At 67.1% G+C, this 18,642-nt stretch carries 18 protein-coding genes; 12 read left to right on the top strand and 6 right to left on the bottom strand.

Annotated elements, in window-relative coordinates:
* Window positions 1-9 precede the first annotated feature (9 nt).
* Window positions 10-2,319, top strand: a complete 2,310-nt coding sequence (locus GJG85_RS09115) for an AsmA family protein (protein WP_050015535.1) — start codon at window positions 10-12, stop codon at window positions 2,317-2,319.
* 93 nt (window positions 2,320-2,412) lie between these two features.
* On the opposite strand, the gene GJG85_RS09110 is transcribed toward GJG85_RS09115, so the two are convergent.
* Complete coding sequence (locus GJG85_RS09110) at window positions 2,413-2,865, bottom strand: lipocalin-like domain-containing protein (RefSeq protein WP_050015533.1); 453 nt, start codon at window positions 2,863-2,865, stop codon at window positions 2,413-2,415.
* 159 nt (window positions 2,866-3,024) lie between these two features.
* On the opposite strand from GJG85_RS09110, the gene GJG85_RS09105 reads away from it, so the two are divergent.
* The 6 genes from GJG85_RS09105 (at window position 3,025) to GJG85_RS09080 (ending at window position 9,759) form a co-directional block, all read left to right on the top strand.
* The gene (locus GJG85_RS09105; protein ID WP_050015532.1) at window positions 3,025-4,617 is read left to right on the top strand and encodes an ABC-F family ATPase; all 1,593 of its coding nucleotides are present in this window, start codon (window positions 3,025-3,027) and stop codon (window positions 4,615-4,617) included.
* Window positions 4,618-4,850: 233 nt separating this feature from the next.
* Window positions 4,851-5,600: an FkbM family methyltransferase gene (locus GJG85_RS09100; RefSeq protein ID WP_050015530.1), complete on the top strand. Its 750-nt coding sequence runs from the start codon at window positions 4,851-4,853 to the stop codon at window positions 5,598-5,600.
* The gene (locus GJG85_RS09095; RefSeq protein WP_089488472.1) at window positions 5,601-6,599 is read left to right on the top strand and encodes a phosphotransferase; all 999 of its coding nucleotides are present in this window, start codon (window positions 5,601-5,603) and stop codon (window positions 6,597-6,599) included. It abuts the gene before it with no gap.
* Between the two features lies 1 nt (window position 6,600).
* Window positions 6,601-7,479 carry a 4Fe-4S cluster-binding domain-containing protein gene (locus GJG85_RS09090; protein WP_050015528.1) on the top strand — a complete coding sequence of 293 codons (879 nt, stop codon included), beginning with the start codon at window positions 6,601-6,603 and terminating at the stop codon, window positions 7,477-7,479.
* Window positions 7,476-8,543 (top strand): asparagine synthase-related protein, encoded by a 1,068-nt coding sequence (locus GJG85_RS09085; protein WP_204383264.1) that lies wholly within the window; start codon window positions 7,476-7,478, stop codon window positions 8,541-8,543. The genes GJG85_RS09090 and GJG85_RS09085 overlap by 4 nt, the downstream gene beginning before the upstream one ends.
* Window positions 8,544-8,550: 7 nt before the next feature.
* Window positions 8,551-9,759, top strand: a complete 1,209-nt coding sequence (locus GJG85_RS09080) for a glycosyltransferase (RefSeq protein WP_050015526.1) — start codon at window positions 8,551-8,553, stop codon at window positions 9,757-9,759.
* Here GJG85_RS09080 and GJG85_RS09075 read toward each other — a convergent pair.
* Complete coding sequence (locus GJG85_RS09075; protein ID WP_089488469.1) at window positions 9,716-10,405, bottom strand: CmcI family methyltransferase; 690 nt, start codon at window positions 10,403-10,405, stop codon at window positions 9,716-9,718. The genes GJG85_RS09080 and GJG85_RS09075 overlap by 44 nt on opposite strands.
* 25 nt (window positions 10,406-10,430) lie before the next feature.
* On the opposite strand from GJG85_RS09075, the gene GJG85_RS09070 reads away from it, so the two are divergent.
* Window positions 10,431-11,396 (top strand): phosphotransferase, encoded by a 966-nt coding sequence (locus GJG85_RS09070; protein ID WP_089488468.1) that lies wholly within the window; start codon window positions 10,431-10,433, stop codon window positions 11,394-11,396.
* On the opposite strand, the gene GJG85_RS09065 is transcribed toward GJG85_RS09070, so the two are convergent.
* The 3 genes from GJG85_RS09065 to GJG85_RS09055 all read right to left on the bottom strand — a co-directional run bounded on the left by GJG85_RS09065 (window position 11,393) and on the right by GJG85_RS09055 (window position 13,133).
* Entirely contained in the window at window positions 11,393-11,989 is a 597-nt protein-coding gene (locus tag GJG85_RS09065) for a polysaccharide deacetylase family protein (RefSeq protein ID WP_050015520.1), read from the bottom strand. The two genes, GJG85_RS09070 and GJG85_RS09065, sit on opposite strands and share 4 nt — an antisense overlap.
* A 16-nt stretch (window positions 11,990-12,005) precedes the next feature.
* Window positions 12,006-12,557: a hypothetical protein gene (locus GJG85_RS09060; RefSeq protein WP_050015518.1), complete on the bottom strand. Its 552-nt coding sequence runs from the start codon at window positions 12,555-12,557 to the stop codon at window positions 12,006-12,008.
* A gap of 210 nt (window positions 12,558-12,767) precedes the next feature.
* Entirely contained in the window at window positions 12,768-13,133 is a 366-nt protein-coding gene (locus tag GJG85_RS09055; protein ID WP_006488152.1) for a hypothetical protein, read from the bottom strand.
* Window positions 13,134-13,401: 268 nt separating this feature from the next.
* On the opposite strand from GJG85_RS09055, the gene GJG85_RS09050 reads away from it, so the two are divergent.
* From GJG85_RS09050 to GJG85_RS09040, 3 genes are all read left to right on the top strand, one after another.
* Window positions 13,402-14,838, top strand: coding sequence for an aldehyde dehydrogenase family protein (locus GJG85_RS09050; protein WP_050015516.1), 1,437 nt, complete (start codon window positions 13,402-13,404; stop codon window positions 14,836-14,838).
* A gap of 122 nt (window positions 14,839-14,960) precedes the next feature.
* Window positions 14,961-16,151 (top strand): nitronate monooxygenase family protein, encoded by a 1,191-nt coding sequence (locus GJG85_RS09045; protein WP_050015568.1) that lies wholly within the window; start codon window positions 14,961-14,963, stop codon window positions 16,149-16,151.
* A gap of 65 nt (window positions 16,152-16,216) precedes the next feature.
* Window positions 16,217-16,858, top strand: a complete 642-nt coding sequence (locus GJG85_RS09040) for an OmpW family outer membrane protein (protein ID WP_050015514.1) — start codon at window positions 16,217-16,219, stop codon at window positions 16,856-16,858.
* Window positions 16,859-16,941: 83 nt separating this feature from the next.
* Here GJG85_RS09040 and GJG85_RS09035 read toward each other — a convergent pair whose 3' ends face one another.
* Window positions 16,942-17,145, bottom strand: a complete 204-nt coding sequence (locus tag GJG85_RS09035; RefSeq protein WP_006493160.1) for a DUF1289 domain-containing protein — start codon at window positions 17,143-17,145, stop codon at window positions 16,942-16,944.
* Window positions 17,146-17,506: 361 nt separating this feature from the next.
* On the opposite strand from GJG85_RS09035, the gene GJG85_RS09030 reads away from it, so the two are divergent.
* Entirely contained in the window at window positions 17,507-18,601 is a 1,095-nt protein-coding gene (locus GJG85_RS09030; RefSeq protein WP_050015511.1) for a polyamine ABC transporter substrate-binding protein, read from the top strand.
* Window positions 18,602-18,642: the final 41 nt, after the last annotated feature.

Below are 18,642 nucleotides of genomic sequence, written 5' to 3'. Positions count from 1 at the left end.
GGAACCGCCATGACGCTAGCCCGAACCATCGGCAAATCGGCTGCATGGATCGTCGGTATCGTCGCGGTGCTCATCGCGGCGGCCGGCATCTTTATTTTCACGTTCGACTGGAACCGCGCGAAACCGTGGGTCAACGAACACGTGAGTACCGCGCTCGGCCGCCCGTTTGCGATCAACGGCGACATCAAGGTCGGCTGGCGCCGTCCCGATGGCGAGACCGGCTGGCGTGCATGGATACCCTGGCCGAGCTTCTCGGCCACGCAACTCGAGATCGGCAATCCCGACTGGGCGCAGGCGCCCAAGTTCGTCACGCTCGATGCCGCGCACTTCGATCTCGCGCTCTTGCCGCTGCTGGCGCATGAAATCGTCATCCCTTCGATCGACGTCGTCAATCCTGCCGTCGATCTCGAACGGCGCGCGGACGGCAGCAATACGTGGACCTTCCAGTTCAAGCAATCGGGGCAACCGAACAAGTGGAAAGTGCGGCTCGACAGCTTCGGGTTCGCGAAGGGTACCGTCGTCTATCGCGATGCGATCACCCAGGCCGATCTGACGATCGGGATCGATACGCTCGGCCAGCCGGTCCCGCTCGGCGACGTGCTGAAGGAGCAGGAACAGAAGTCGCGCGCGGCGTCCGCCCAGCGCGTCGGCAAGCGCGGCGCCGCGCAATTGAGCGCGAAGGCGAACGCCGAGGCTGCGTCGGATGCATCCCGCGCATCGGCGGCGCAGGTCCCGAGCGCGGCATCGACGTCCGGGTCCGCATCGGGTGTGCTGCCTGCGTCCGTGGTGAATACGGCTTCGTCCGCATCGACGGTTGCGTCGGCATCCGGCGCGAGCGGCGCATCGGCCACCTCCGGCGCCACCGTGCCCGCGAAGCCGTCCGGGCCGACCTATGCGTTCGGCCTGAAGTTCGACGGCCGCTACAAGAACGTGCCGGTCACCGGCACCGGCAAGGTGGGCGGCGTGCTGGCGATCGAGAACGCGACGCAGCCGTTCCCGCTGCAGGCCGACGTGAAGGCCGGCGACACGCGGCTCGCGATCGTCGGCACGCTGACCGATCCGATGCATCTGGCGGCGCTCGACCTGCGACTGTGGCTGCAGGGCACGTCGATGTCGCATCTCTACCAGCTCACCGGGATCACGCTGCCCGACACGCCGCCGTATGCGACCGAGGGGCACCTCATCGGCAACATCAAGCAGGACGCGAGCACGTTCCGCTACGAGAACTTCAACGGGCGCGTCGGCGGCAGCGATCTGCACGGCACGCTGACGTGGGCGCAGCGCGAGCCGCGTCCGAAGCTGTCGGGTGAGCTCGTGTCGAACCTGCTGCAGTTCTCCGACCTCGCGCCGGTGATCGGCGCCGACTCGGCTGCCAGCAAGAAGAAGCGCGGCGACACGACGCGCCAGCCGCCGGACCGCGTGCTGCCGGTCGCGGCGTTCCGCACCGAACGGTGGAGCGCGATCGATGCGGACGTGAAGTTCACCGGCCGCAAGCTGATCAAGAGCCCGCAGTTGCCGATCACCGACCTGTACACGCATATCCTGCTGCAGGACGGCGTGCTGACGCTCGAGCCGCTGCAGTTCGGCGTCGCGGGCGGCACGCTCGCGACGAATGCGCATCTCGACGGCAGCCGTACGCCGCTGAAGGGCCGCTTCACGCTGGCCGCGCGGCATCTGAAGCTCAAGCAGCTGTTCCCGACGCAGAAGGTGATGCAGACGGCCCTCGGCGAAATCAACGGCGATGCGTCGCTGTCGGCAACGGGCAATTCGCCGGCCGCGCTCGCGGCGACGTCGACCGGCGAAGTGAAGGCGCTGATCACCAACGGCCGCATCAGTCGCTTGCTGATGGAGGCCGCGGGGTTGAACGTCGCGAACGTGGTCTACGAGAAGCTGTTCGGCAACCGCGACGTCAACATCAACTGCGCGGCGATCGACTTCGTGGCGACCGACGGCATGCTCGACCCGAAGGTGTTCGCGCTCGATACCGACGATGCGCTGATCAACGTCGACGGCCCGATCAACCTGCGCGACGAATCGATCGACCTGAAGATCCATCCGCACACGAAGGGCTTCCGGATCTTCTCGCTGCGCTCGCCGTTGTATGCGAAGGGCACGTTCAAGAACCCGAAGGTCGGCGTCGATGCGGGCGCGCTCGCGCTGCGCGCCGGTGCGATGGTCGGGCTCGGGCTGCTCAACCCGTTCGCGGCGCTGATCCCGCTGATCGCGCCGAGCAACAATCGCGACGTGCCGTGCTCGGAACTGTTCGGGCAGCTGAAGGCCAAGGCGGCGCAGAAGGGGGCGGCGAAGGCCGGCAAGTGACGCGCGGCCACGGGCGCGGCATGCGCCACCGTGCGGCCTCGGCGTCGTTGCCGCGCCTGGCTGAGCGCCGGCCGTGCTGCGCGGCCAGCGCGCTCAACGGCGGGCGCGTGCCCAGACGAGCACCGGGTCGACCTCCCGGCCGCGGATCCGCACCGGTCCGGCGGTGCCGAGCTGCAGCCGGTCGCCGTCCAGGCTCACGACACGCTGCTGGACGTTGCCGATCCAGTTCGGATACAGGCTGACGTCCATTTCATGGGTCAACGTGCCGTCGTCGTCGACGCTAAAGGGGCCTGAATACGCGATGTAGCCGTGCGCCGCGGCCGCGCGCTCCTCGACGCTCCCGCCTTGCAGGTCGCCGTCCGCGTAGGGCGGGCGGCCGGCCGCCATCAGTTGCGCGGACATGTAGCCGTCGGGCGTGTACAGGATCCAGCCGCGCGCGTCGCGGCCGAGCGGATAGGTGACGGTGCTCCCGTCGCGCGGGCGGATTTCGTACGACACGAGGCGCCATGCGCCGACGAGTTGTTCGCGAAGCTGGCTGGCGAGCATGCGGGATTCCGGTGAGACGGCGGTGACGCGCGTGCCGTCATGTTGACGGGCCGGCGGGAGGGCCGGGAATACGCTGCCGGGGCGGGGCGGTCGGCAGTTTCTCCGACACCTGCTAAAATACACGGTTTTCCGTCGATTTCTCTCTTAACGGGACCTGCCGTGCTTTCTACTGCCAACATCACGATGCAATTCGGGCCGAAGCCCTTGTTCGAGAATATCTCGGTCAAATTCGGCGAGGGCAACCGCTACGGTCTGATCGGCGCGAACGGCTGTGGCAAGTCGACCTTCATGAAGATCCTCGGCGGCGACCTCGAGCCGAGCGCCGGCAACGTCGCGCTGGAGCCGAACGTCCGCCTCGGCAAGCTGCGCCAGGACCAGTTCGCGTACGAAGACGTGCGCGTGCTCGACGTCGTGATGATGGGCCACACCGAGATGTGGGCCGCGATGACCGAGCGTGACGCGATCTACGCGAACCCGGACGCCACCGACGACGACTACATGCACGCGGCCGAGCTCGAAGGCAAGTTCGCCGAATACGGCGGCTACGACGCCGAAGCACGCGCGGGTGCGCTGCTGCTCGGCATCGGCATCGAGGAGAAGTTCCACAACGGCACGATGGCCGACGTCGCGCCGGGCTGGAAGCTGCGCGTGCTGCTCGCGCAGGCGCTGTTCTCGAAGCCGGACGTGCTGCTGCTCGACGAACCGACCAACAACCTCGACATCAACTCGATCCGTTGGCTCGAGCAGACGCTCAACGAGTACAACTCGACGATGATCATCATCTCGCACGATCGTCACTTCCTGAACTCGGTGTGCACGCACATGGCCGACATGGACTTCGGCACGCTGAAGGTCTGGCCGGGCAACTACGACGACTACATGCTCGCATCGGCACAGGCGCGCGAGCGCCAGGCCGCGGCGAATACGCGTGCGAAGGAACGCGTGGCCGAACTGCAGGACTTCGTGCGCCGCTTCTCGGCGAACAAGTCGAAGGCGCGCCAGGCCACCAGCCGCGCGAAGCAGATCGACAAGATCAAGATCGAGGAATTCAAGCCGTCGTCGCGCCAGAATCCGTTCATCCGTTTCGAGTTCGAGAAGAAGCTGCACAACGTCGCGGTGGTCGCCGAAGAGATCACGAAGAAGTACGAGCGCACGATCTTCCAGAACTTCAACCTGTCGGTGCAGCCGGGCGAGCGCATCGCGATCATCGGCGAGAACGGCGCGGGCAAGACGACGCTGCTGCGTTCGCTGCTCGGCGCGCTGCCGCTCGATCACGGCACGGTGAAGTGGTCCGAGAACGCGAACGTCGGCTACATGCCGCAGGACACGTACGAGGAATTCCCGAACGACATCACGCTGATGGACTGGATCGACCAGTACCGCAAGGACGGCGACGACGAAACGATGGTGCGCGGCACGCTGGGCCGCCTGCTGTTCTCGTCGGACGACATCAGGAAGTCGGTGAAGGTGCTGTCGGGCGGCGAGAAGGGCCGCATGATCTGGGGCAAGCTGATGCTCGGCCGCCACAACGTGCTGCTGATGGACGAGCCGACCAACCACATGGACATGGAGTCGATCGAGTCGCTGCAGATCGCGCTCGAGCAGTTCGAAGGCACGCTGATTTTCGTGTCGCACGACCGTGAGTTCGTGAGCGGGCTGGCGAACCGGATCATCGAAGTGAAGACGGATGGCACGCTGTTCGACTTCGGCGGGAATTACGAGGAGTTCCTGACGAGTCAGGGGCAGGAGTAAGTGTCCTGAGGTTTCCTCCGGTCGTGAGTCGAGCTTAAGCATCACCACACGGAGCGAGCCGCCAGAAGCGCTACAGGCCCGCATCGACAGCAATGTCGATGCGGGCTTTTTCATTTCCCCGCGGCCAAACCCCGCCACGCGGCGCTTTCCAGTTTCCTCCGCGTAATCGACTTCAGGTAAATTACCCACCCAACGCCCCCATCATTCCCCATTTCACCCCGGAGCCGCCCTCGATGCAGGACCATCCTCTCCCGCTCGACCTGTCCGGCCTTGCGCCCAGCCTGTACGCGCAGGGCGCCGAGGAGGGCATCCTGTCGCGCCTGATGGAGCGCCTCACACCGACCAACCGCTTCTGCGTCGATATCGGCGCAAGCGACGGCCTGCGCAACAGCAACACCGCGCGGTTGCTGCGCGAACAGGATTGGGCCGGCGTACTCGTGGAAGGCAGCGCATACCGGTTCGGCAAGCTTGCCGCCCACTACGCGGGCGCGGAGCGCGTCCGCCTGCACCACGATCGCGTGCAGCCCGATACGGTCGATCAACTGCTCGCCGATGCGAACGTACCGACCGACTTCGATCTGCTGTCGATCGACATCGACGGCAACGATTACTGGGTGTGGCGCGGCCTGCAAGCGTTCCAGCCGCGCATCGTCGTGATCGAATACAACCCGTACTACACGCCGCCCGAGCGCTGGGTCATGTGCTTCAATCCGGACCACGAATGGGACGGCTCGACCTATTACGGCGCGAGCCTCGAATCGCTCGTGCACCTCGGCCGCCAGAAAGGCTATGAACTCGTCTGCTGCGACGACATGGGCAACAACGCGTTCTTCGTGCGACACGACCTGTACCCGCTGCTCGGCATCGCGAACAACGATCCGTCGGTGTTGTTCCGGCCGGCGATGTACAAGCTGCGCTACGTCGGACACAACACGTTCCTGACCGGTCATCCGTATCGGCACGGGCCGGCCGAGCACATCTGAATGGATTCGCTCGCCGTCACCTTCGACGAGATTCGCGATGCCTATGGGCTCGGTCGCGGCGGCCCGCCGACGCAGGTCAGCGAGCGGGTGTGGCATCTGCCGACCAGCAGCGGCGCGGGCGTGGCGGTCAAACGCTATGCGCCCGAACACCATGCGCGCGCACTCAAGGAAACCGCCGTCCTCACGCATCTCGAAACGCACGGCGATACTCGCTTCCACGTGCAGACGCTGAAGCGCACGACGTCCGGCGAATCGCTTTGGTCGGGACAACATTCCCATGCGATGCTGACGCGCTGGGAAGCCGGGCAATTCAAAACCTACGATACGTTTTCGCCAGCCGAATGGGGTGCGCTCGGCGCGAGCCTGGCCGCGTTGCACCTGAGTCTCGAACAATTGCCTCTGCCGTCGCTCGATACGATCCGCGCGCGGCTGACCGCGATCGACGCGGATGCGGTGCGCCGCAGCCTGCTGGACGCGCTCGATCGAGCCGATGCGAACGCCGCCGACGCCACGAACCTGCGCCGCTACGTCGATCTCGCGCTACGCATGCTCGACCGCTACTATCCGGGCAGCGTCGATGCGTTCCCGGCCGATGATCCGCAGCACCCGATCCACAACGACTACAACCAGTTCAACTATCTGTTCACGGGCACGCTGCCGCCGTTGATCGTCGACTGGGAAGCGTCGATCGGCGCGCCGCGCGAATACGAACTGGTGCGCTGCCTGAATCATTTGCCGCTGGAGGCACCGCACCTCGCGCAAGCGTTCGTGCGTGCGTACCTGCGCGTGCGGCCGGCAAACCCGGCGTACATCGCGTGGGCGGTCGATGCCGCATGCGTGCAGCACGCGCTCAAGCTGTGGATCGTACAAGGCTGGCTCGACGATCCGTCGCGCTTCGCGTCGCACCTGAACGGCGCGATGACGATGGCGTCCGCGATGGTGGACGCGCGCGACCGTCTGATCGATTTCTTTTCCCGTTGCGTGGAAGCAGGAAGCTGATGTGAGTGCGAATCCGAACGAGACCCCGAATCCGCTGCGCGCCGGCGAGCGGCAGCATGTGTTTCCGCCGCCGCTGGATCGCGATTACCGCGTCGAGGACGGGCGCGTCCAGACCCGTTCGCTGGAAGCACATATCGTCGATCACTGCAACCTGACCTGTGCGGAATGCTGCTCGCTGTCGCCGCTGCTGCCCGAGTGGTACGCGAGCCCCGAATCGATCGAAGCCGATCTGCGCAAGGCCGCGAAGGTGTTGCGTCCGCACATGTTCAAGCTGGTCGGCGGCGAACCGTTGCTGCATCCGGCGCTCGTCGAACTCGTCGAGCGCGTGCGTGGCACCGGCATCGCGCCCGTGATCTCGGTCACGACGAACGGCCTGAAGCTCGGCGAGATGCCCGACGCGTTCTGGCAGGCAGTGGATGCGCTGACGATCTCGCGCTATCCGAAACCCGCGCTTTCCGCCGACCTGATCGCGCATGTCGAGCATCAGGCCGCGCGCTTCGACGTGCGGCTGAACTGGAAGGTGCAGAACGTGTTCACGACGATGAACCGTGCGCGGCCCGGCACGGATCGCGATGAAGCCCGACGCCTGTATCACGATTGCTGGATCCGCGAGCGCTGCCATATGATTCGCGACGGCATGTTCTACACGTGCACGCGTCCCGCGCACTTCCACACGCTGTACAAGGGCGAGAAGGATTTTCAGGCCGACGGCCTGGCACTGCGCGACGACGCGGGCATGCTCGACGCGATGCTTGCCTATCTGCAACGCGAGACGCCGCTCGAAGCCTGCCTGCATTGCCAGGGCGGCAGCGCGCCGGTGGCGCCGCATCGCATCCTGAAACGCATTGAAGTGAACACCTTGAAGGCTCGTTATCCATGATCGTCGGCACGCGCGACTCGTTCGGTTTCGATCGTCTGCACTACCATCCGCGCAGCGGCGTGTCGGCGTCCGGCATCCGCGCGGTATTGCGGGCGTCGGGGCAACCGGCCGGCGCGCCGGACACGGCGGCCATCGCTGGCTACCTGAGCGGCGAGCGCCTCATCGGCCGTACCGTGCTGCGCGACGTGCTCGCGGTGCCGCCCGGTCATGCATTGATCCGGTCGCCGCAAGGGTTGACGGTACAGCCGGCGCCCGAGCGGCCGCAGCCAGCCGATCTCGACACCGCGCTGCGCGCGTCGCTGCACCGCGCGCTCGACAGCGGCAAGCGCGTCGCGCTGGCGCTGAGCGGCGGGCTCGATTCGGCGCTGCTGCTCGCGTTGCTGCGCGAACTCGGCGCGCTGCGGCACGTGATGGCCTACATCCTCGCGACCGACATGCCCGATTACTGCGAACGCGACGCGGCGCTCGAACTCGCCGCGCAGATGCAGGCGAACGTGAAGATCGTGCGCGCGAACGAGGCCGATTTCGTCGCGGCGCTGCCGAGGACGACCCACGCGGTCGAGGAGCCGATGTTCAACCTGCATCCGGTCGCGAAGCTGCTGCTGGCCGATGCGATGGCGGTGGACGGCGTCGAGGTGGCGATTACCGGCGACGGCGCGGACCAGGTGTTGCGCCGCGACCGGTCGGCCAACTATCTGCCGCTGTGCCATGCGTTGTTCGACGCCGCGTCGGTCGATTTGCATCCGCCGTTCGTCGACGCCGCCGTCGTCGCGCATCTGACGAGCATCGCGCCCGACCCGGACAAGCAGTGCCTGCGCGATCTCGGCGCGCGCCTGAACCTGCCGGAGCGTCTCGTGCACGGCCCGAAGCGCGGGCGGCTCGCGCCGGCGATGAATCTGGCGCCGCTGCTCGATCGCGACCGCACGCATGCGCTGGCCGACACGCTCGGCCTTGCCACGCCCACTTTGCAGACAGATACCGAACGCGTGCTGTGGACGACGCTGACACTGATCCTCGATCATCTCGGTCGCCTTCATCCCGATGCCGCGCATCGCCCAACCTGAGCCGCTCATGAAACGCATCCTGTTCTGCGTGGTGCCCGAGAAGGGCCACGTCAATCCGTGCATCGGCCCGGCCCAGCATTTGCGCGCGGCCGGCTGCGACGTCGCGTTCTATGCGCCGGCCGACATCAGCGCACAGCTCGACGGCGCTGGCGACTTCGCGTTCGTCGGGCCGCGCGAGACGCCCGAGCGCCACGACCTGTCGCGCGGCGCGAGCTTCGCCGCGAACATTCGCGACGCCGACTGGCTGCGGCACTGGATCCGCACGCTGCTGATCGATCTGGCGCCCGCGCAGGTGGACGGCATCCGCGCGGTGCTGCGCGAATGGCAGCCCGACGTGGTCGTGATCGACCCGCTGCTGTATGCGGCGGCGATTGCGGCCCAGTTGGAAGGGCTGCCGTGGGTATCGATGTCGAATTCGCTGAATCCGGTGCTGCCCGACGATCTCGATTCGGAACTGCTGCGCACGGTGCGATGGCTCGCACCGGAACGCACGCGCCTGTTCGCGCGCTACGGCCTCGACGCACGCTTTCGCGGTTGCGACGTGCTGTCGCCGCACCTGACGCTCGCGTTCACGACCGACGCGCTGGTCGGCGCGCCGCCGCGCGGTGTCGATCTGGTCGGCCCCGCGATGCCGTCGGGCCCGCGCGGCGACGAGACGGCATTTCCATGGGAGCGCCTGGACGCGGATCGTCCGCTCGTCTACATGTCGCTCGGCAGCCAGCTTTACTACCACCCGGAGGTGTTCGCGAAGGTCATCGACGCGACGCGCGCGAGCGCCGCGCAACTGGTGCTGTCGGTCGGCGAACTGGTCGATTCGGATCTGCTGCCGGCCGGCGACGAACGCGTGATCGCGGTGCGTTACGCACCGCAACTGGCGCTGCTGCGGCGCACGCATGCGTTCGTCAGCCACGGCGGCGCGAATTCGGTGATGGAGTCGCTCGCGTGCGGCGTGCCGATGCTGCTGTCGCCGTTCTGCAACGACCAGTTCCATTCGGCGCACTTCGTCGAGCGGGCCGGCGCGGGTTGCGTGCTCGATCTGCGGCAGGCCGGTATCGCGGCCATTACCGGCGCGCTCGAACGCCTGTTGCGTGCGGGATCGTTGCGCGAGCACGCGGCGCGGATCCGCGACAGCTATGCCGCGTGCGACGGCTCCGCGCAAGCGGCCCGCCTGGTCAGCGCACTCGCTTCAGGAAGCCGCCTGGCGACAGCGTCATGAGCACGCGGTCCTCGATGTCGTGATCGATTTCGAACCGGTCGTCGCGGGCGAGAAATTCGCGTGTGGCGGTGGCCGGGTTGTTGCCGCGGCCGTACGGCTTGCCGTCGAACATCGACTCGGGCAGGTACTCCATGATGGTGTCCATCACGATCGCGTAGCTGCCGGGCGTCACGAACGGCGCATAGCATTCGAGTTCGCGCAGCACGTGCGCGTGCGTATGAGTGAGATCGAGGATCGCCATCATGCGCGCGCCGTCGTGGATCTGCGCCCGCACCGAGGCGAGCGTGTCGGCCGCGCACGATTCGCCTTCGATCAGCATCATGCGATGGGCGAGCCGGTGAGATTGCAGGCGCTGGCGAACCTCGTCGCGCAGGCGCGGTTCGATCGCGACGACGCGGCCCTCGGTGCCCGCCAGTTCCAGCATCGACGCGGTGAACACCACGCCGCCGCCTGCCGCGATGCCGGTCTGCACGATGCAGTCGGGGCGCTCGCGCCAGATCAGTTCCTGGAGCGCGAGCATGTCGCCGGGTAGATGGAAGAAGCGCTCGCCGAGCCAGCGGGTCTGGAACAGATGGCCGAATTCGCCGGCGCGCGTCAGCCATTCGATGTTGATGTCCCGCATGCGGGCCGAAGGACGCTCTGACATGGTCGATGCAACGAGTAGGAGTGACGTGAAAACGCTGGAACCGTGGCTTCACCGGTACTGGGACATCGGCCCGGCGCGCCTGCAGGCGCTGGCGTCGGGCCATACTAACAAAACCTATCTCGTCGAGTGCGATGCGGGGCGGACGGTGTTGCGCGTGTCGTGGGCCGGCAAGCCGGTCGCGCAGATGCGGCGCGAGGCGTCGATACTCGCGCGTCTTGGCGAGGCGCGCATGGCCTCGACGCTGCCCGCGCTGCCGCGGCTGCGGCCGACCGTCGACGCGCAAACCGGCGTGCAGACGCCCGACGGAAGCTGGTTGCATCTGTTCGAGCATATCGACGGCCGTCCCGGCCTGCCGGACGACCGGCACGCGGGAGCGATCGATGCGATGCGCATGCTCGCGCATCTGCATACGGCGCTGGCCGCGATCCCCGCGAGCGAAGCGGCGCCGCTCGCATGGCTGTCCGCACGTCATGCACGCGTGGCGGCGCGCGCGATGCCGTCGTTGCCGGCCGACTTGCACGACGACTACGACACGGTGATCCGGCGGATCGGCGCGCATCTCGACGCGGCGTCGTCGTGGCTCACGGGGCCCGTGCAGTGGCTGCACGGCGACTATCACGCGGGCAACCTGCTGTATGTGGGCAACGCGGTGAACGGCGTGCTCGATTTCGACGATGTGGGGCAGGGCGCGCAATGGCTCGAGGCGGCCTTCGCGTCGTTCGCGCTGTCGCGCGATGCGGGCCGGGACGACGGCTTCGTATTCGACCGCGGGCGATGGACGGCCTGCTTGCACACTTATATGGCGACGCGGCCGGATGCGGCGCCCGATTGGCTGCGCGACAACCACGACACGCTGACGACGCTGTTCTGCGCGGACCAGTCGCTGATCCATCTCGAAGCCGCGCAGCGCGGCCTATGGATGCCGGGGCCCGGCATCGGGTTCCTCGGCGGCTGGCGCCGGTTGCTGGACGGGGCGGTGCCCGCGGGTTAGCGGGGCGTCGCGTCGGCGCGCTGCCGGTTCAGGAACAGGCGCACGGCTTCGACCGTGTTGGGCCGCGCGTCGCCGTGCCGCGACCCGTCGTGCAGGCAGAACAGCACGTCGCGATGCTGCGCCGTGCACGCGTCGACATGCGCGCACATCGCGTCGAACAGCGCTTGCGACGAGGGCGCCGGCCGTTGCCAGTCGTCCAGTATCGCGGTCCAGCCCGTGTGTTCGCGTTGCAGGCGCGCGAGCACGGCGGCGCGATCGTCGTGCGGCATCAACCCGTACGGCAGCCGCAGCGGGATCGCGTGCGGCGCGGCAACGCCGGCGCGGCGATACACATCGCGAATCAGCGCATCGGTCATGTCGATTTCGTCGATCAGTGCGGCGTCCGCGAGCGCGCCCGGCTTCGCGTGCGAATAGGTGTGATTGCCGAGCCGGTGGCCTTCGCGCGCGATGCTCGTTGCGACGCCGAGCGCGCCCGCCAGATGCTTGCCGAGCACGAAGAAGGTCGCCGTGCACGACGCATCGCGCAGCACGTCGAGCAGCGCGGGCGTCGAGGGCCCGGGGCCGTCGTCGAAACTGAAATGAATGGATATCATCGGTTGCCCGGGCCGCTCACTGAACTGGCTCGATGGCCAGCGGGCACGTGCCGACCGGACGCAGCCGGGTGCCGGTCCATTCGTAGAAGAATCGGGCCGCTTTCGCATTGCCGTCGCCGCAATCGTCGTTGAAGCAGCCGGCGACGATCAGCAGCCTGCTGCCGGCACGGAAGTCGACGCGCTCGTCGTCGTTGCCCATCACGCCCGAGACGGCCGTCACGCCGGGCATCGTGTACGTCGCGCCCGTGTCCTTGTCGACGATCGCGAAATTTCGGCAATCCGTTCCGCAACCCCAGATCGCGACGCGGTAGTGACCGGCAAAGTTGGCCGGTTGCGCGAACGCGTCACGAATAACGGTGCGATAGAGGCGCGCTTCGTGGCTGGTGAGCCGAGGCGCGGCAGCCGGTTTGCGCGGCGCGCGGGCGGCGGCGGCCGGTGCCGGGTAACGGTCGAACGCAGGCGATGCACAGGCCGCGGCCGCCGTGGCTGCGGGCGCAGCACCGGTGGCGCCGGCCGTCAGTGCGGCCGATGCGCCGGCGATCAGCAGAAGTCGATGGGCGAGCGCCACGCGAGTGTCTTTCATGGTCGAGATCGAGGTCGGGCCGCGGCGGCCGAATGGCCGGCGGCGACGATTGTATGACGCTTCGCGCGTGCGGGCGCCGGGGCAGCGCGCATGCACCGTACCCCGACAATCGTTCCGGCCGTGACGGTCGTCACGGCGAAAGGGCGTCGCGCCCGGCGACACCGCGACTCGCGCACCGGGCGGCGCCGGCGCCGCTCAATCGGCCAGCCGCTTGTCGGCGAGCGCCTTGCAGCAGTCCTCGTACACCCACTGCACGAGTTTGGCCCGATAGTCGAGATCGTCGGTATCGACGATTTCCTCGACCGCGTCGCGCGCCCACGACGCGTCGACGAAGCCCGCATGCCGCTTCGCGATGTCCTGCGCGAGCGCCGCGAGCCGGGCGACCGAGAGCCAGTCGGCCTGGCGGTGATGGCGGTCGAGCCAGCGGTGCGCGGCCTGGACCTGGAACGCGGCGTCCGGCCAGGATTCGTTCAGGTAAAACGCGCCGAGGTTGCCGCAGGTGAGCCAGCAAAGCAGCTCCAGGCGGTCTTGCGAGCCGAGGGTATGGGATGCGTCGGACATGGCAGCGCTCACGAAGTGCGTCGATTCCGGGCGGCGCCGGCCGCAACGGGCCGATGCCGATATTAAAAACATAGCACGATGCGGGCCCGGCCGCGCACCCGGGCGGATGCCGACGTGACGGCGGCCCGAAGCGTGCGGCGCCTGCCGTGCGCGGCGCGCGGCGGAGCACCGGCGCTAGGGCGCGCCGGTCCTTTCGAATGGCTGTCATTCGTCACACCAGCCACCGAAACGCTCGCTAGAATGGCGGCTTCCCTGGAGGCGGAACACGATGAAAATCTACGACCAGTTCTACATCGACGGCGCGTGGCGCAAACCGGCCGGCGCCGGCACGATCGACGTGATCGATTCGGGCACCGAAGCCGTGATCGGCCGGATTCCCGAGGGCGTCGCGTCCGACGCGCAGGACGCGATCCGCGCGGCGCGCGCGGCCTTCGACGCGTGGGCGGCCACGCCGGCCGCGACGCGCGCGGGCTACTTGCGCAAGATCGTCGAGCATCTGCAGGCACGCAGCGAGGAACTCGCGCAGTCGATCACCGGCGAAGTCGGCATGCCGATCAAGCTGTCGCGCGCAATCCAGGTCGGCGGCCCGGTCTACAACTGGAAGGCGTACGCGAAGCTCGCCGAATCGTTCGAATTCGAGGCGCGGGTCGGCAATTCGCTGGTGGTGCGCGAGCCGGTCGGCGTCGTCGCGGCGATCACGCCGTGGAACTATCCGCTCAACCAGATCACGCTGAAGGTCGCGCCGGCGCTCGCGGCCGGCTGCACGGTGGTGCTGAAGCCGTCTGAAGTCGCGCCGCTCAACGCGTTCATGCTCGCCGAAGCGATCCACGAAGCCGGGCTGCCGGCCGGCGTGTTCAACCTCGTGTGCGGGTATGGCCCGGTCGTCGGCGAGGTGCTGGTCACCGATCCGGACGTCGACATGGTGTCGTTCACCGGCTCGACGCGCGCGGGCAAGCGCGTGGCCGAGCTGGCGGCCGCGGGCGTCAAGCGCGTCGCGCTGGAGCTGGGCGGCAAGTCGGCGTCGGTGATCCTCGACGATGCCGATTTCGCGACGGCGGTGAAGGGCACGGTCAACGCGTGCTACCTGAACGCGGGCCAGACCTGCTCCGCGCATACGCGGATGCTGGTGCCGGAAGCCCGCTACGACGAAGCGCGCGAGATCGCGAAGGCCGCGGCCGAAACGTACGTCGCGGGCGACCCTCGGCAGGAGACGACGCGCCTCGGCGCGCTGGCGTCGGCCGCGCAGCAGCAGCGCGTGCAGGCGTACATCCAGCGAGGCATCGACGAAGGCGCGGAACTCGTGACGGGCGGCACCGGTTTGCCGGAAGGGCTCGCGAAGGGCTTCTTCGTGAAACCGACCGTGTTTGGCCGCGTCGATCCGAAAGCGACGATCGCGCAGGAAGAGATCTTCGGGCCGGTGCTGTCGATCATCACGTATCGCGACGAAGACGAGGCCGTGCGGATCGCGAACGATTCGCCGTACGGGCTCGGCGGCGCGGTGTGGGCCGGCAGCGACGAACGCGCGATGCGCGTCGCACGCCGCATCCGCACGGGGCAGGTCGACATCAACGGCGGCACGTGGAACGCCGCCGCGCCGTTCGGCGGCTTCAAGCAGTCGGGGCATGGCCGCGAGAACGGCGTGTACGGGCTCGAGGAATACCTCGAATACAAGTCGATGCAGCTGAGGCCGGCGAAGCCGGCCTGAGCGTTTCATCCCGCATGACCGCGCAACGGCACGCTCGCGTGCCGTTTTTTATTGACGGCCGTCAAGGTGCGCGGCGGTGGATCGTCGATCATCGCGATTTCGATGTTCCGACGAGGTTTCAGATGACCGTACGCACTTCCTTTCCGCCGCTGACGATCCGCGGTCGCACCTTGCTGCCCGTCGTGCAGGGCGGCATGGGCGTCGGCATCTCCGCGCACCGGCTGGCGGGCAGCGTCGCGCGCGAAGGCGCGGTCGGCACGATCGCGAGCATCGACCTGCGCCACCATCATGCGGACCTGCTCGCGCGTTGCCGCGCGCACCCCGATCGCGCGACGCTCGAGGCGGCGAACCTCGACGCGCTCGCGCGCGAGATCCGTCTCGCGAAGACGTACAGCGAAGGGCGCGGGATGATCGCGGTCAACGTGATGAAGGCGGTGAGCGCGCATGCGGACTACGTGCGGGTCGCGTGCGACGAGGGCGCGGACGCGATCGTGATGGGCGCGGGCCTGCCGCTCGATCTGCCCGATCTCACGCAAGGGCACGACATCGCGCTGATTCCGATCCTGTCGGACAGCCGCGGGATCGCGCTGGTGCTGAAGAAGTGGATGAAGAAGGGGCGGCTGCCCGATGCGATCGTGATCGAGCATCCGGCGCACGCGGGCGGCCACCTCGGCGTCACGCAGATCGACGACATGCACGATGCGCGCTTCGATTTCGCGCGCGTGCTCGACGAGACCGCGCAGGTGATGGCGTCGCTCGGCCTCGCGCGCGATACGATCCCGCTGATCGTGGCCGGCGGGATCAACAGTCACGACACGGTGCGCGCGGCGCTCGCGGCCGGCGCGAACGGTGTGCAGGTGGGCACGCCGTTCGCGGTGACGGAAGAAGGCGACGCGCACCCGAACTTCAAGCGTGTGCTGGCCGATGCGCTGCCCGACGACATCGTCGAATTCGTCAGCGTGACGGGGCTGCCGGCACGCGCGGTGAAGACGCCGTGGCTCGATCGTTACCTGCGCAACGAGACGCGCATTCGCAACAAGCTCGGCGCGTTCAAGCAGCGCTGCCCGACCGCGCTCGAATGCCTGAGCGTATGCGGGCTGCGCGACGGCATCGAGAAATTCGGCCACTTCTGCATCGACACGCGGCTTGCGGCCGCGCTGCGCGGCGACGTCTCGAACGGGCTGTTCTTCCGCGGCCGCGAAGCATTGCCGTTCGGCCGCGCGATCCGCAGCGTGCGCGATCTGCTCGACCTGCTGCTGACGGGCAGTGCGACCGAGCCTGCGGCAAACCGTCCCACGTTTACGCTGGCTTGACCAATATCAAGATGACGAAAAGACCCTACAGGGAGAATGGAAACCATTCTTTGGGGGTCCGTACCATGCATAAAACGATTCGAACATGTGTCACCGCAGCCGCCGTCGCGGCCAGCCTCGTCGCGATGCCGTCGCTGTCGCACGCGGCGTCGCCGGGCGACGGCATCAATCAGGGTGACGTACTGGTCCGGCTGCGCGCGATCAGCATCCAGCCGAACGAGCGCGCGAGCGACACGCTCGGCGCGATCAACACCGGCGTGAACAACGCGATCGTGCCCGAGCTCGACTTCACGTACATGATCCGCGACTACCTCGGCGTCGAGCTGATCCTCGGCACGTCGCGGCATCAAATGACGTCGAGCCTCGGCAATCTCGGCGGCGTGGGCGTGCTGCCGCCGACGCTGCTGCTGCAGTATCACTTCAACCATGCGGGCAAGGTGCGTCCGTACGTCGGCGCCGGGTTGAACTACACGTACTTCTACAACAACGGGCTCAACGTCGGCGGCGAGGGCGTGTCGATCAACAAGAGCAGCTTCGGTCCGGCACTGCAGTTCGGCGTGGACGTGCAGTTGACGAAGAAGGTGTTCATGAACGTCGACGTGAAGAAGATCTGGATGAGCACCGATGCGACGCTCGGCGACAAGGGCATCGGCACGCTGCACATCGATCCGCTGATCGTCGGCATCGGCGTCGGGATGAAGTTCTAGACACGACGCGCTCGCGCGAAAGGAACAGAGTTGGGGTTGGCGGCATGGCGGTCGGCATGCCGCTCTTTTTTTGTGCAGTGGATTTACAGCTTGTCGTACTGGAAACGCATCGCGGTGCCTTCGCGCGTGATGCGCTCCCACACCGCGCGCTTTTCGTCGTCGCTCAGGAACACCCAGTTCGACACTTCGGCGGCCGTGCGGCCGCAGCCCTTGCAGACTTCGTCGAAGAGCGTCGAGCACACGCCGATGCAGGGGCTGTCGGGGAGGTCGTGAAGATTGGAGGCCATCGGGAGGGTTCGCGCAGTTGAATCGTCAGCCGCCATTTTAATGCATCGCGACGGCCCGGCCGGCCGCCGGCGCCGGGCGCACGCGCCCGCCATCCGAACGCCGCTTCGCCGCTGCCCGTTTTTCCCGGTGGACAGCCGCCGATTACCCGATAGAATTCCCCCGGAACGCCCCGCCGCACGGGCGGTTCGACCGACCGGCGGCGGGAATCTGTTCCGTTTGCGCGACACCGGCATGATTTTTTTGTGACGGGGCGCGAATGATGGTAGTTTTCGGGGTTTTCGAGGGGCGGCGCGCCAGAATGCGCCGCCATGACGAGGCAGACGGCAGCCGGGCAACGCGTCCGGCCGAAGGGAGAACGGGATGAAAGCAAAGGTAGTGGGCCGGTTCGCAGCGCTCGCGCTGTGCGTGGGGGCGTCGGCGGCAGCGGCGAAGGATACGCAGCTCAATGTCTATAACTGGTCGGACTACATTGCGAAGGACACGATCCCGAACTTCGAGAAGCAGGCGGGCGTCAAGGTTCGCTACGACAACTACGACAGCGACGACACGCTGCAGGCGAAGCTGCTGACCGGCAGCTCGGGCTACGACATCGTCGTGCCCACCAGCAACTACGCGGGCAAGCAGATCGCCGCCGGCATCTTCGCGCCGCTCGACAAGTCGAAGCTGCCGAACCTCAAGTACCTCGATCCGCAACTGATGGCGCTCGTCGCCGGCGCGGACCCGGGCAACAAGTATTCGGTGCCCTGGGCATATGGCACGACCGGCCTCGCATACAACCTGACGAAGGCGCAGCAGGCGCTCGGCAAGGTACCGCTCGACAACTGGGACATCCTGTTCAAGCCGGAAAACCTCGCGAAGCTGAAGACCTGCGGCGTGTCGGTGCTCGACGCACCCGACCAGATGTTCGCGGCGACGCTGCACTACATCGGCAAGGACCCGATGAGCACGAACCCGGCCGACTACAAGGCCGCGATGGACGTGCTGAAGAAGATCCGTCCGTACATCACGCAATTCAACTCGTCGGGCTACATCAACGACCTGGTCGGCGGCGACATCTGCTTCGCGTTCGGCTGGTCGGGCGACGTCGTGATCGCGAAGCATCGTGCGATCGAGGCGAAGAAGCCGTACAAGGTCGAGTACTACATTCCGAAGGGCGGCGCGCCGGTGTGGTTCGACGTGATGGCGATCCCGAAGGATGCGAAGAACAAGGAAGCCGCGCTGCAGTGGATCAACTACATCGAGGATCCGAAGGTGCATGCGGCGATCACGAACGCGGTGTACTACCCGAGCGCGAACGCCGAGGCACGCAAGTACGTGCGGCCCGACGTCGCGAACGACCCGGCCGTGTATCCGCCGGCCGACGTCGTGAAGACGCTGTTCCTGCTCAAGCCGCTGCCGCCTGAAATCCAGCGTCTGCAGACGCGTCTGTGGACCGAGCTGAAGTCGGGCCGCTGACGCGAGCCGAAGTGAACCCGCAGTCATGAAGCCCCTGGTGC

This window comes from Burkholderia sp. MS389 (assembly GCF_016899425.1).
Classification (GTDB): Bacteria; Pseudomonadota; Gammaproteobacteria; order Burkholderiales; family Burkholderiaceae; genus Burkholderia; species Burkholderia sola.
This window is presented reverse-complemented; position numbering and strand designations above follow the sequence as displayed.